A 13,613-nucleotide genomic window follows, 5' to 3' on the forward strand; every position below is an offset into this window, starting at 1 on the left:
TGAATGAAATCGATGGGAGTCGACGTGGACTCGATCAGGGACTACGTGCGGCAGCACCGGCTGCGGCACGAGCAGGAACTCGCGGACTGGATCGCGGTGCCCAGCGTGAGCGCCACGGGCGAGGGCATGGAACGGGCCACGCCGTACGCGCGGGAGTTGCTGGAACGCAGCGGGCTCAGCTCACGGGTCGTGGAGACCGGCGGCTGGCCGCTGGTCGTCGGGCACGCGGTGGGTCCGGCGGACAGCCCGCATGTGGTGATCTACGGGCACTACGACGTCCAGCCGGCGGGACCGCTGGAGGAATGGCACAGCCCGCCGTTCGAGGCGAGTGTCCGCGAGGGCCGGATGTACGGGCGCGGCACCGGCGACAACAAAGGGCAACACCTCGCTCAACTCCTCGCTCTCCGGGCACTGCGCGACATCCATGGGGGACCGCCGTGCTCGGTGACCGTGGTGCTCGACGGTGAGGAGGAGATCGGCAGCCCGCATCTGACCGGCACGCTGGCGGCGATGCGGGAGGACTTGGCCGCCGATCTCGCGGTGTGGAGCGACGGTCCGGTGCATGACAGTTACGAGCCGACGGTCGCGCTCGGCGTGCGTGGCGTCGTGGCCTTCGAGATCACCGTGCGCGGCGCGAACAGCGCGCTGCATTCGGGAAACTGGGGCAATGTCGCGCCGAATCCCGCCTGGGAGCTGATCTGGCTGCTGTCGACCATGCGCGGACCCGACGGCCAGGTGACCGTCGACGGTTACGACGCGGGCGTGACGCCCCTGACCGACGCCGAGCTCGACGCGGTGCGGGCACTGCCGATCGACCCGGCCGCGATGCTGGCGGAAGCGGGGCTGGACCGGATGGACACCGGTCGCGGCCAGGACGTCAACGAACGACTCGCGATGCCGACGTTCAACATCAACTCGTTGACCTGCATGGACAACGACGAGCACCGGACGGTCGTCCCGTCCGTCGCGGTCGCCCGGTGCGATATGCGGCTGGCCTGTGGCCAGCGGGTGGAGACGGTCATCGACGCTGTCCGCGCACACGTCGGCAAGCACCTGCCGCACGCCGAGCTACGGTTCGGGGCGACCATGGAGGCGTCCCGCACCTTGCCGGACGCGCCTTATGCCGACCTCGTGCTGCGTGGGGTGACCGAGGCACACGGGAAGCAGGCTTTGGCGGTCCCGGCGATGGGCGGCAGCCTGCCGATCGCGGCGCTCACCGATGGGCTGGCGTTGCCCTGCTACGGCATCGCGCTGGCGAATGTCGACGAGCGTAACCACGCGCCGAACGAGAACCTCGAACTCCATCGGTTCCACCAGGGCATCGTGACCGCGGCCAGTGTTCTCTCCAGCATCGGCCGACGATGAACGCGACGGTGCGCCTCGTCGCGGCGGCCTCGACCGGGAACATGCTGGAATGGCTGAGCTTCACCGCCTACGCACTGGTCGCCGACGTCATCGCGCGGCAGTTCTTTCCCTCGGCCGATCCGGTGACCTCGTTGATGTTGGCACTGGGTACGGCGGTGGCCGCCTACCTGGTCCGGCCGATCGGCGCGGTGGTGCTCGGTGTCTACGCCGACCGGGCCGGACGGCTGGCCGCCTTGACCGTGGCCATCCGGCTGATGACCCTCGGCTCTTTGCTGATCGTGGCCCTGCCCGACTACCACAAGATCGGCTTGCTCGCGCCGATCGGGATGCTTCTCGCGCTGGTGCTCCAAGGATTCTCCGCGGGCGGTGAGTTCGGTTCCGCCACCGCACTGCTCGTCGAGAGTCACGCCGGGCGGCGTGGCTTCATGGGGAGCTGGCAAACCGCCAGTCAGGCGTTCGCGGTCCTGCTCGCGACCGGCTTGCTCGCGACCACGAGCGCCTTCCTGAGCCCAGCGCAGTTCGACGCGTGGGGATGGCGAATCCCGTTCGCCGTCGCCCTGCTCCTCGGTCCGGCCGGCTACTACATCCGCACCCGGCTGCGCGACTCGCCCGAGTTCGTCGCCGCACGCGCCAAGCCGGACTCCGGGCCGCCGCGCCCACTGGCGCACCTCCTGCGGCACCACAAGACACGGGTGCTGCTGGTCATGGGCATGATCGCGATCTCGACAGGGTTCTCCTACCTGATCACCTACATGCCGACGTTCGCCATCCGGCACCTCGGCATGTCCCCGTCGACGAGTTTCACCGCGACCTTCGTGACCGGTGTCGTCCTCACCGTGCTCACGCCCGTGGCCGGGCATCTCTCCGACAAGATCGGGAGGGCCCGGATGCTGACCGCGGCCGCCGCCGTGATCGCGGTCATCAGCCTGCCGCTGTTCCTGCTCATCCGCGCCGCTCCGGCGATGGTCACCTTGGTGGCGGCCTTGGCGCTGATGGGCCTGGTCAAAGCCTGGTACGCCGGGCCGCTGCCCGCGGCCATGGCCGAAATGTTCCCTGTCAGCGGCCGGGGAACAGGGCTGTCGATCAGCTACAACCTCGGCGTCATCCTCTTCGGCGGCGTCACGCCGCTGGCCATCACCCTGCTGATCGCGGCCACCGGATCCACTCTCGCGCCCAGCTATTGGATCACCGCGCTCGCCCTGCTCAGCGGTACCTGCGTGGTGCTCGCCCGCCGATACCGGCAATCCGCTCCGTCGTCCAGTCCCGAGGGAGCCGAAGGGGACCTTCGGCGCGTCTGACGTGAAGAAGGGAGCTTTCACCGCATGTCACGCGGTGAAAGCTCCCTTCAGCTCTTTGCTGCCTGCCGCCGGTCTGGACCTGATCGGATAACGAGATTCTCTCGCTGTCGGCACGCTCCTCCGTTCAGCCGTGTCGGATCGCGCCGATCAGCATGTGCACGAGTTGCTCCACGCTGACCTGCCACGTGTCCTTGGCCAGATGCCCGCTGAGTTCCATTCCCGCGATGCCGTGTGCACTCGACATCAGCAGCGCGCCGTACCGAGGCGCGTCGGATTCGCCGACCATGTCCGCGACGAGGGCCAGGAACACGCCCTCGAGACGGCCCGCGGCCTCCAGGGCGGCAGGCGTATCGGCCGGAGCACTGAACATCAGCGCGTACCGGTGCGGCCACCGACGAGCGACGTCGATCAACGCCAGGATGGCCCGCTCCAGCCGTATGTCCGAAGTGGACTCGAGGTTCTCGCGAAGGTGCTCGACTTCGTCCGCCAGGGAACTCCACGTGTTGATGGCGAGCTGGGCCAGCAAATGTTCTTTGTTCTCGAAGTGCCCGTAGGGCGCACCTCGCGAGACTCCGGCCCGCGCTCCGACGGCTCGCAGGGTCACAGCGTCAGGACCGCCCTGGTCGAGCAACTCGGAAGCAGCGCGGACAAGAGCTTGTCGCGTGGCCTCGGCGGTCTCGGTGCGTGTCACGCCGGCCATTCTAGTTGACAGTGTCATCCGAACTGGGCAGGCTGCTCATATGACAGTGTCACATGAGTTGTCTGGCGCTGAACCGGCCGACCGAACGAGAAGAGATCGATCCATGCCGGCTCCACGAGAACTCCTGCCCGATTTGACGGGCCGCACCATCGTCGTCACCGGGACGACTTCCGGCCTCGGCCTCGGCCTCTCCGGTGCGTTGGCCGCGGCCGGTGCCCGGATCCTGATGACCGTCCGCGACGCCGAGCGTGGAGCAGCGGCCGTCGACCAGGTGCGAGCCGGGATCGACGGCGCCGGGTCGGCCGAAGCCGTTCTGCTCGACCTGGCCGACCTCTCCTCGGTGCGGGCCGCCGCCGCGGAGATCCGGGAACGCACCGGGGACCAGGTGGACGTGCTGATCAACAACGCCGCGGTATCGCTGGGGCCATACAGCCGGACCCGGGACGGGTTCGAGCTGCAGATCGGAACCAATCACCTCGGTCCGGCCGCGCTGACCTGGCTGCTGATGCCCGCGCTACGGGCAGCCGGAGACCGCGGCCGACCCGCCCGGGTCGTGACGACGTCCAGCCTCGGCCACCGCACCGGCGGACTCGACCTCGCCGACCTGCACTGGGAGCGCCGGCGTTACTCGCCAACCCGCGCCTATGGAGCCTCCAAGCTGGCGAACCTCCTCTTCGCCGCGGAGCTCGATCGGCGGCTGCGCACCGCCGGCGACCCGGTGCTGTCGATCGCCGCTCACCCGGGATTGACGACGTCACAGCTGCTGGCCAACGCCCTGGCCCGCGGGAGCACGTGGAGATCCCGTCTCCTCGTGCTGCCGGACCGATACCTCTCCCAGCCGGTCACCGCCGGTATCGCACCCCAGCTCGTCGCCGCCACCGGACCGGTCGACGGCGGCGACTACCTGGGCCCGACCGGACCGTTCGAGATCCGCGGCCCGGCCGGTCCGGCACGCCGCTCGGCGGCCGCCCAGGACCGGGCGCTCGCGAGCGAGCTCTGGCAGCTCACGAGCACCGCCACCGGGATCACTCCCGATCCCGCGATCCGCGCCTGACCGCGACCTCCGTCGCCGCTAGGCGGACGGCTCGTCTGCTCGCAGGTTCTCGAGGATCGTGGTGGCGATGCCGGCGAACTGGTCGAGTTCTTCGGTCGTGAGCCGGTCGATGACCAGGCGCCGGACCTCCTGGGCGTGACTGGGCGCGGCCTGCTTGAGCGCGGTGAGGCCTTTCGCCGTGATCACCGCCTCCATGCCGCGCGATCCGCATCGTTCCCGCGTGACCAGGCCTCGCTTGCCCATCCGGGTGAGCTGGTGGTGCATGCGGCTCTTCTCCCAGGCGGCCACTCGGCCGAGTTCGTAGGCGCGCATTCGCCCGTCCGGCGCCTCGGACAGCAACGCGAGCACGGTGTAATCGGCGTTGGAGAGGCCGCTGCTGGCCTGGAGTTGCTGCTCGATGCGGGTCCGCAGCAGCTCCAGCATCTGGAAGGACACCCGCCACGCGCGGAGCTCGCGTCCGGTCAATCCCTGACAATCCATGGCGCCACCCTACCCGGCGAGTTGACATATCAACTCTGTGGCCTAACCTTGAGTTGATGCATCAACTCCTAGTTCCCGCAACCATCGCACGCTGGAAGGCGCACCATGACCGAACGACGTCACGATGGTGAGCGAACCGGGCGGCGCCACTTTCTGAAGAGAACCACGGTGGCCGCCGCGGGAACGAGCTTGTCCGCGGCCGCCCCGGCCACCGCGGACGGTGATGCCGAAGCGCACGCCAGTGGCCGGCCGCCGAAGGACAGCGGGCAGCGGGGACGCCGCTACATCATCCGTGGCGGCGTGGTGATGTCCATGGACCCGAACATCGGGAACTTCGCGACCGCCGACGTTCTGGTCGAGGGCAGCAAGATCGTCGAGATCAGGCCCAGCATCCACGCCGCCCGCGCCGGCGTGATCGACGCACGGGGACGCATCGTGCTGCCGGGCTTCGTCGACACGCACCACCACCTGTTCGAGACCGCGGAGCGTGCGCTTCTCGCCAACGGCCTGCTCCTCGACGATCGCTCGGGCTCGCCGAGCGCGTACCCGAACTACGGCGAGCACATCCTGCAGGGCTTCGCGCGGGTCTACCGGCCGGAAGACGTCTACATCAATTCGTTGTTCGCCGGTCTTTCGCAGCTCGACACCGGTGTCACCTCGGTGCTGGACGTCTCGCAGATCCACCACTCGCCAGAGCACACCGATGCGGCGATCCAGGCGCTCTTCGACACCGGGCGGCGTTCAGCGTTCGGGTTCTTCGAGGGCGACGGCCGCACAGGAGCCCGGTATCCCCAGGACGCCTATCGCATTCGGGACCGGTGGTTCTCCTCGAACGACCAGCTGGTGAGCATGGTCATGGGCGGGGAGCTCCACCTCGGCCGGGAGGTGTACACCCGCGCCTGGGCGATCGCCCGCGAGCTGGGGCTCAAGATCGCCGCGCACTCCGTCGGCTCGTGGGGGATGCGGCCGGTCTTCGACGACCTCGCCCAGGGCGCCGCCGGGGTCGAGGTCGGGCCGGACAACCTGTTCATCCACATGACCGGCATGTCCGACCAGACCTGGCGACGGTTGCGGGACGCCGGTGCGCAGGTCTCGCTGGCCTTCCCGATCGAGATGAGCATGCGGCACGGGACGCCGCCCATCCTCAAGATGCAGCAACTCGGCATGGAGCCCTCGCTGAGCTCCGACGTCGAAACGACGATGGCCGCGGACCCGTTCACACAGATGCGCTCCGCGATGACCATGCAGCGCATGATCGTCAATCAGCTGATCCTGGACCAAGGTGACCTCGTACCGCCGAACAACTGGCCGATGCCAGCCCCGGGCACGCCCGAACTGCTCACCGTCCGCGATGTGCTGCGGTACGCGACCGTCAATGGTGCCAAGCACCTCGGACTCGACGGCAAGACCGGCACCCTGACGCCCGGCAAGGAGGCCGACATCGTCCTGCTCGACGCCACCGCACTCAACGTGGCCCCGCTCAACAGTGTGCCGGGAGCGATCGTGTCGCTGATGGACCGCACCAACGTCGAGACGGTGATCGTCGCCGGCAAGGTGCGCAAGTGGAAAGGGCAGCTGCTCGACGCGGACCTGACCCGGCTGCGCCGGGAACTCGAAACGTCCCGCGACCACCTCTTCGCGGCGATGAACCTCACGCAGGACCCGTTCGCCTGGAGTTGAGAAGCCATATGCGGTGGCCACGATCTGCGTGGTTACCGCAGGCAGGTGATCCAGTAGCTCCCCTCGAGATCCCGGCTGACGCCATGGGTCTCACTGGGGAAACCGGGGAATTCCCGGTCGAACGTTTCCAGCGCGCGCAGATAACGCAACACGGGACCGTCCGCGTCGCCGGTGCTCTCGCCGGGCATGAGCACCGGGATTCCCGGTGGAGTGGTGACGACCTGCGTCGCGACGGTACGTCCGGCGATGTCGGCGAGGCGCACCGGTTCCGTTCCACCGCGAATGAGGCGCTGGTAGGTCTGCGCCGGGGTGAGCACGGCCGGCGTCGGATGGGTGAACGCCTCGTCGAGCAACGCGGTCAGTTCGCTCTTGCTGAGCTGGGTGTGCATCTGTGTGCAGAGCCCGGACAGCGTGAGGTTCCGGTACCGGTCTGGGTGGGCTTTCCCGAGGTCCGGCAGGACGTCGGCGACGGTCGCCTCCGAGTCGTACAGACTCTTGAAGTCCAGCAGCGCGTCGAGCAGGGTGCCCCACTTGCCTTTGGTGATGCCCATCGAGAACAGGATCAGGCAGGTGTACGCGTCGGTTTTCTCGACGACGATCCCGCGTGCCTCCAAGTACATCGTGAGAATTCGGGCCGGGATGCCCAGCTCGGAGACGTTGCCCCGCGCGTCCACACCCGGGCAGGTGATCGACACCTTGATGGGGTCGAGCAGGCAGTAGTCGTCCTCCATGCCTTCGAAGCCGTGCCAGTGCGCGCCGGGAGCCAGGGTCCAGCAGCCGGGCACGGTGCGCAGCAGCTCGAGCGGGGCGTCGGCGAAGGCGTGCAGCCGCCCGGTGGCGGGGTCGGTGACCTCGGTCGGCTGCCAGGTGCCGAAGAACCAGCCGGGCCGGTCACCGGCCTCACGGATGCGCGCGCCGAGCCGGGCCACCGCCTGGCGGAACCGGATGGCCTCGGTGATCGCCTCGTCGGTGAGCCACCGCCCGCCCGCGCCGTCCATCATGGCGGCGGCCACGTCGAGCCCGGCGATCATGGGATACATCGGCGAGGTGGTGGCGTGCATCATGAACGTCTCGTTGAACTGCCGGTGCTCGACCGGTGATCTCGGCGAGTTCTTGACGTGCACCATCGAGCTCTGCGACATGGCGGCGAGCAGCTTGTGTGTCGACTGGGTGGAGAAGACCGTCGGTCGCACGTCGTCGGGCAGCGCGTCGGCGTCCACGGACATGCCATAGCGGCGGGCGTAAAGCGGATTGAACCGGGCGTAGGCGAACCAAGCTTCGTCCAAGTGCAGCCGCGGCACGGAAGCGCCGAGCAACTCGGCGACGCGGACGGCGTCGTAGCACAATCCGTCGTAGGTGGAGTTGGTGATCACCGCGTACACGGGTTCCGATCCGGCGGCCCTCTCGGTGAACGGGCTGCGACGGATCTGGGCCGCGACCGCTTCGGCTGCCATGACCGACGGCGGGATCGGTCCCATGAGCCCGTAACCGTTGCGTGTGGGCACGAGGTAGACCGGCCTGCCTCCGGTGAGCGTCAAGCCATGGTAGATCGCTTTGTGGCAGTTACGGTCGACAAGCACCAGCTCGTCGGTGGCGATGCTGGCGTGGCAGGCGATCCGGTCCGCCGTGGAATCACCATGCAGCACGAAGTACGTCAAGTCCGCGCCGAAGATCCGCGCGGCGTTGCGCTCGGCGTCGCCGATCGGACCGCTGTGTTCGAACAGCGACCCGAGTTCGGCTACGGAGATCGACAGATCGGTGCGGAACAACCGTTCGCCGTAGTAGTCGAAGAACGCCCTGCCGACCGGTGATTTCAGGAACGCCACGCCACCCGCGTGCGCCGGGGTGTGCCATGAGTACTCGTGCGTGTCCTCGAACCGGAGCAGCTCCCGGAAGAACGGAGGAAGCACCCCGTCGAGGTACCTCTGAGCGGCGACCCCGATCCGGCCGGCGATGAACGCCGGCGTGTCCTCCAGCAGCCACACGTAACCGGACACCACCTCCGAAACCCACAACGGAAGATCGTCGACCGAGGCCGCCGTGGTCACCAAGAAGACCGGAAGCTTGGTGAACCTCCCCATGAGCGCCTTCAGCACGGTCTCCGGCGTATCGAGGTTCCACGACACCAACGCCGCCGAGAGATCCGCCCGGCTTTGCGTCAGCGCCAGCGCGTCCTCGGCCGTGTCCGCCCACGCGACCGCATGCCCCTCGTCGCTCAAGCAGGCGCAGATCCGGTCCAGCTGGTCACGCGTCACCGCGCCACTCGAAGGGCGATCCAGCGCTACCAATACCGTTGAGCGAGACACATCGACTCATTCCGCCGGGCGACAGGGTTCTTCAAGCAGTCTTGGGCCGAATGGCCTATCTGTCGATGCCGCGAACGCGTGAGGAATTCGGCCCGGATGGATCAACACTCGGGCGATTGTTCCCTCCTCACCCGGCCCTGAGCCGCCATACGAGCGATTGGGCTGTTCGCAAGAGTGACACGGCCGCGGCCGAAGCGGAGCGTGTCCGGTTCGCCCCTGTGGTGGCTGTTGATGCGCTCCACCTGAGAACCCGCCGGGCGGTGAATTGGTTGCCGTTCGTCGAACATCAATCGGGAAGCCATCGTGGCAACCACGACATCTCTACAAGGCCGTCACCGGTATCGGTCGCGAACGAGGCATCGACGGTCGGCCTGAACTGCACCGCGCTGTCGAACGCCTTGGCAGAGGTGACCGACGGAATCGGGACGACCGCCCTGGATTCCGAGGCGCAGAAGAACCGTTCCGGCATACTGGGGTCGCCCTCGATGAGGCCGATATGCAGCGTCTACATCGGCTCACCGAACAACATCCGATAGTGCACCGGCTCGGGCCCGGCGCACGAGATACAGCGCAGGACTACGGGCAGGAGCCGTCCTGCCTGAATTATTGAGAGGTAAGGCAAACGTGTCGTGTTGCGTGCGGGCCTGTTCGCGCTGCGGCCGGATGCCGCCAATGCGGCTTTGGGGACGCTGACCGTCTCCAATGCCCAATGGGGGACATGCCTGCCTCCCGATTGCCTGCTCACACCGCCAGGGGTGACCAACCTTCCCCAGCCCTCAAGGAGGTGTCGCGGAAGCCACTTCGCAACACCAAGCCCTGACAGGGCATGCCACCTTGGCCTTACCCCTCATTAACTACTCTGGCTGCAGTCCGTGATATTGGTGTCGACGCCACAATTCCGACCCGGCCTTGGATATCGATGACGGCATGCGGTGGCTCGATGACGAGTTGGCTGTGGAGGCGCCTGATCTCGTTGCCTGTCAACGGGAACAGTCCTGTGGCGGAGCAACATGGACGTGAGCCACGGCGAGGGATCCGGTACGCCACCTTCGCCTTACCTATCGATGGTATGTCCGATTCAGTACCAATGGGGGTACCGGATACTCAACAGAGCACTATGGTCAGGTGTTGATCGATTCGAGACTACTGAATCCCGTCCCATGCTGGACTTCCTCTTTCTGTTCAGGAGGCCGAAGAATCATGTGGATCCGACGTATGTCCATGATCATCGCTGCCGTCGTTGCCGGGTCGCTCTTCGCGGGGCCCGCGGCAGTGGCCGGGTCACCGACTGGACCGCCGATCGAATCTTTCATCATCGGCGGCAAGGTCGTCACCACTCCCTACTCGTTCTTCGCGTCGCTGCAACGCAACGGTCGTCATTTCTGCGGGGCGTCGCTGATTGCCCCGCAATGGCTTGTCACGGCAAGGCACTGCGTCCAGGGCTCCACCGGTGGCGGTTTCTCCGCTCGGATCGGCGCGGTCAACACCGGCTTCGGCGGCGAACTCATCGCCGCGGCAAGCGCGACCCTCGGCGCGAACGACATCGCCGTGGTGAAGCTGTCGAGAGCAGCCACTGCCACGCCGATCAAGATTGCGGCCTCCAGCCCGGCCGTGGGCACCGTCAACAAGCTGATCGGTCACGGGCAGACGTGCGGCGCCCCTGGTTGCGGTGGCTCGTCGCCACAGCTTCGCGAAGTGGACACCACTACCGTCGCGGACTCCAGGTGTACCGCCGATTTCAAGCGCGGCAAAGAGATCTGCTTCCAGGGTGCACCCGGAACCAGTGCCTGCTATGGCGATTCCGGGGGACCGTCCGTTTTGGGTGGTGAGTTGACCGGCGCTACCAGCCGATCCGGGAACAACAGCAGCAATTGCCTCAATGGTCCCGGAATCTACAACAGCGTTCCCGGCTATCGAACCTGGATCGACCAGATCACCGGTGGTGCGGTGACCGCGTGGGAAGCGACGCTATAGCTCCTCAGCCGCGAAGCAAGTCCAACTGTACTTCGATCTGCGATCGGGGACGGCCGGAGTCTTCGCCTGAAATGATGAAGACAACCTCACGTCACCCGGTTTCAAGATTTGCTCAAGCGTGTCAAAGTGCCGAAATCGGGATCTGTGTCGGCAGGAAATTCGTAGGACGGTGCAAACATGGCGGCGGCTCGTCCAGCGGCGCCGCGATCACGGCAGTTGGGTCTCGCCAATGGCTTCGATACCGCTGGGGTCAGGCCGACTCTCTCATGGCACGAGCATCGAGTCCGCGGCGATCGTGCGGTTGTGGGACAACGCCTGGGCCGAGTTCGTGCCGTTTCTGGCGTTCGCCCCGGAGATCCGCCGGGTGATCTGCTCCACCAACGCGATCGAGAGCGTCAACGCCCGCATCCGCCGCGCCGTCAAAGCCCGCGGGCACTTCCCGAACGAACAGGCCGCGCTCAAATGCGTCTACATGGCGATCATGAGCCTGGACCCGACCGGCACCGGCCGCACACGCTGGACGATGCGGTGGAAACCCGCGCTCAACGCGTTCGACATCGCCTTCGACGGCCGCCTGGCCGCCGGACGCAAGTAGTTTCCTTCAACCCGAGTTACACCGTTCGTTTCGTTCGACAGACCCCCGTCCCGCGTGTGGTGTGCACCGAGGGTCGCGGCACTTGCGCGCAGGGTCCCCGGTTAGAGGTCGATGATGAGCTTCAGGACCAGCTCTGAAGCGTTGTGCATGAAGTTGTGTGTGGTGTCCCAGGCATGCACAGTGACCTGTTCGTCGGCGCGTGCTTTCGCCGTCATCGCCGCGAGCGGGGATTCGCCAGACCACCCTGTTGCTTCGACATAGTGCTTGATGGGTACGCGGCGCCACGCCCCCGTGAGTTTTGAGGCTTGCATCAGTGTGGCCAGCGGGTGCGGGCGTACACGCTTATCGAAAAAAGGCAAGGGGTCAACGAAAGCTCCGGTACGGGCCGACCCGTCGACGTACCAGGCGTGCTCCTCGTCGTTGGTCATCGACCAGCTGGAATCCCCGTTTTCGGGGAGCAGAGCGTCCAGATAGACCAGTGCTCGGATTCGGTCGCATTCGGCGTCCGCGACACCGCTGATGATGCTTCCGCCATAGCTATGGCCGACGAGGACTGCATCGCGCTTGCCGTCCGCGTCCGCCGGAACTGCCCGCAGTGCTTGGATGGCCTGGTGCACATGGTCGTCCAGGGTGATCACCTGTTGTGGCGGGTTTACGTCCGGATCCAGGCCCAAGGGAGTGAGCGCGATGACGGTGTGCCCGGCCTCCTTGAGAGCGGGGACTATGGGGTCGTACCACCAGCCGCCGTGCCAGGCGCCGGGTACAAGCAGATAAGTGGTCACGGGTGGATTTCCTTCCGGTGCGGGCCAATAGTCAAGATCGGCATCCTCGCAGACGACACCGACAAGATGCGCGGAGTCGGAAGGTTGCCGTGCTCCGATCGACCACGGTTTGCCACTTGCACGTGGGCATGACAAGACGTTGGCAGGATGCGGACAGCAGCGCCGGAACCGCGTGCCGGGGGGCTAGCCTGCGCTCGTGGAGCGACAGGGGCAGCAGCAGTGGTTTCCGGATTTCCCGTCCCAGCCCGGCTACCCGGCGCCTTCGCCGAAACAGCGTCGCACGGGGATGATCGCCGGGATCACCGTCGGCGTGCTGGTGGTGATCGCCGGTCTGGTGGCCGGGCTGCTGGTGTTCCTGAACAGCAAGGACGACAGCGCTGCCTCGTCCTGGCCTATCAGCGAGAGCAGTACCTCCCGAACCCCGCCCGCGCCCGGCTGGAAGACGCTGGAGCTCGGGCTGGGTGTGGTCGTCGAGGTGCCACCCACCTGGCAGCCGGTCGATGGAACCTACATCCCGGACGTTCGAACCCGAGGCGCGCGGTACAAACCGGGCTACTGCGCAGCGAACCCGAAAGCCATCCTCGGCCAGCTGTACCTCGACCGGGCGCGTACCACCGATCCGATGGCGGCCGCGGCGGACGCGTTGATGTATCGGGGAACGCGGGCTTTCCGCAGCGGCGGTCAGGTGTCTTCCGGCCCTGTCGGACGCCGCCCGGACGGCGGGGCGCAGGTGCAGGGCACGGTCACCCCGCACGGCAGGGACGACTGCGACCCGCCGTCGACCACCTACCGGGTGGTCGCCTTGCCCACCGCGCAGGGGACGCTGCTGGTCGTGGTGTGGGGTGACCTGCAGATGCCGGACTCGCCTGCCGAAGAGGACCTCACCAGGATCGCGGACAGCGCCCGCCTCGGGTGACCGGGCTCCGCCCTTTCCCCTGAAAAGAACGACTCAAAACGCTCACGCACATCCCGATGACCATCCACAAGGGACACGAGGCAGGGAACCGTCCAACGTGCGCTTCGCGGCACGAGAGTGCGTTGCAACTCTAGAGGTGACGGTCCCAGTGACTGTCGACGCCTGCCCGTGTCGCGCTGCTGCCGTGTGGTAGATCGAGGATGTCGATCAGGCATTGGTCGTCGTCGATGGCGTGGCGCAGATGCCCGAGCTTGCCGTGCCGCCGTCCGCGTCGGATGCGCCGATGAGCTGCCACATGCCGTCATCGGCATCGTGCTGGACAAGCAGAATCGGCTCGCTGTGTTGGAAGATCTCACGCGTCTGGATACAGGTGGTGCGCAGAAGCCAGTACCGCATCCACCAAGCCCGCCGATCGCGCTGCATGATCTGGTCGGCGACCCACCAGATGAACGGCAAGTCCTCA

General features: G+C 66.7%; 12 protein-coding genes and 1 pseudogene. 8 read left to right on the plus strand and 5 right to left on the minus strand.

What is annotated here, in order from left to right; translation table 11 throughout:
* The first annotated feature begins 3 nt into the window (after positions 1-3).
* Positions 4-1,365, plus strand: a complete 1,362-nt coding sequence (locus ACZ54P_RS37165) for a M20/M25/M40 family metallo-hydrolase (RefSeq protein WP_465466300.1) — start codon at positions 4-6, stop codon at positions 1,363-1,365.
* Positions 1,362-2,663 carry an MFS transporter gene (locus ACZ54P_RS37170; RefSeq protein WP_465466301.1) on the plus strand — a complete coding sequence of 434 codons (1,302 nt, stop codon included), beginning with the start codon at positions 1,362-1,364 and terminating at the stop codon, positions 2,661-2,663. The genes ACZ54P_RS37165 and ACZ54P_RS37170 overlap by 4 nt, the downstream gene beginning before the upstream one ends.
* 124 nt (positions 2,664-2,787) lie before the next feature.
* On the opposite strand, the gene ACZ54P_RS37175 is transcribed toward ACZ54P_RS37170, so the two are convergent.
* Complete coding sequence (locus tag ACZ54P_RS37175) at positions 2,788-3,363, minus strand: TetR/AcrR family transcriptional regulator (RefSeq protein WP_465466302.1); 576 nt, start codon at positions 3,361-3,363, stop codon at positions 2,788-2,790.
* A gap of 103 nt (positions 3,364-3,466) precedes the next feature.
* Between ACZ54P_RS37175 and ACZ54P_RS37180 the strand changes: the two genes are divergently transcribed.
* On the plus strand, positions 3,467-4,417 hold the full coding sequence (locus ACZ54P_RS37180; protein ID WP_465466303.1) for an SDR family NAD(P)-dependent oxidoreductase: 951 nt from the start codon (positions 3,467-3,469) through the stop codon (positions 4,415-4,417).
* An 18-nt stretch (positions 4,418-4,435) separates the two neighbouring features.
* Here the strand turns inward: ACZ54P_RS37180 and ACZ54P_RS37185 are convergent, their stop codons facing one another.
* A complete protein-coding gene (locus tag ACZ54P_RS37185; protein ID WP_465466304.1) occupies positions 4,436-4,882 on the minus strand; it encodes a MarR family winged helix-turn-helix transcriptional regulator in 447 nt (148 codons plus the stop codon).
* A gap of 183 nt (positions 4,883-5,065) precedes the next feature.
* On the opposite strand from ACZ54P_RS37185, the gene ACZ54P_RS37190 reads away from it, so the two are divergent.
* Positions 5,066-6,577 (plus strand): amidohydrolase family protein, encoded by a 1,512-nt coding sequence (locus ACZ54P_RS37190; RefSeq protein WP_465466305.1) that lies wholly within the window; start codon positions 5,066-5,068, stop codon positions 6,575-6,577.
* A 32-nt stretch (positions 6,578-6,609) separates the two neighbouring features.
* On the opposite strand, the gene ACZ54P_RS37195 is transcribed toward ACZ54P_RS37190, so the two are convergent.
* Positions 6,610-8,832, minus strand: a complete 2,223-nt coding sequence (locus ACZ54P_RS37195) for an Orn/Lys/Arg family decarboxylase (protein WP_465466306.1) — start codon at positions 8,830-8,832, stop codon at positions 6,610-6,612.
* A 101-nt stretch (positions 8,833-8,933) separates the two neighbouring features.
* On the opposite strand from ACZ54P_RS37195, the gene ACZ54P_RS37200 reads away from it, so the two are divergent.
* The 3 genes and pseudogenes from ACZ54P_RS37200 to ACZ54P_RS37210 form a co-directional block, all read left to right on the plus strand.
* Positions 8,934-9,419, plus strand: coding sequence for a hypothetical protein (locus ACZ54P_RS37200; protein ID WP_465466307.1), 486 nt, complete (start codon positions 8,934-8,936; stop codon positions 9,417-9,419).
* A gap of 679 nt (positions 9,420-10,098) precedes the next feature.
* Complete coding sequence (locus tag ACZ54P_RS37205; protein WP_465466308.1) at positions 10,099-10,857, plus strand: S1 family peptidase; 759 nt, start codon at positions 10,099-10,101, stop codon at positions 10,855-10,857.
* A 289-nt stretch (positions 10,858-11,146) separates the two neighbouring features.
* Positions 11,147-11,452, plus strand: a pseudogene (locus tag ACZ54P_RS37210) (transposase); the annotation flags it as partial.
* A 101-nt stretch (positions 11,453-11,553) separates the two neighbouring features.
* On the opposite strand, the gene ACZ54P_RS37215 reads toward ACZ54P_RS37210, so the two are convergent.
* A complete protein-coding gene (locus tag ACZ54P_RS37215) occupies positions 11,554-12,234 on the minus strand; it encodes an alpha/beta hydrolase (RefSeq protein WP_465466309.1) in 681 nt (226 codons plus the stop codon).
* Between the two features lie 196 nt (positions 12,235-12,430).
* Between ACZ54P_RS37215 and ACZ54P_RS37220 the strand changes: the two genes are divergently transcribed.
* Positions 12,431-13,150 carry a DUF8017 domain-containing protein gene (locus ACZ54P_RS37220; RefSeq protein ID WP_465466310.1) on the plus strand — a complete coding sequence of 240 codons (720 nt, stop codon included), beginning with the start codon at positions 12,431-12,433 and terminating at the stop codon, positions 13,148-13,150.
* A gap of 207 nt (positions 13,151-13,357) precedes the next feature.
* Here ACZ54P_RS37220 and ACZ54P_RS37225 read toward each other — a convergent pair whose 3' ends face one another.
* Positions 13,358-13,606 carry a hypothetical protein gene (locus ACZ54P_RS37225; RefSeq protein ID WP_465466311.1) on the minus strand — a complete coding sequence of 83 codons (249 nt, stop codon included), beginning with the start codon at positions 13,604-13,606 and terminating at the stop codon, positions 13,358-13,360.
* Positions 13,607-13,613: the final 7 nt, after the last annotated feature.

The organism is Amycolatopsis sp. NPDC034160 (assembly GCF_055575355.1).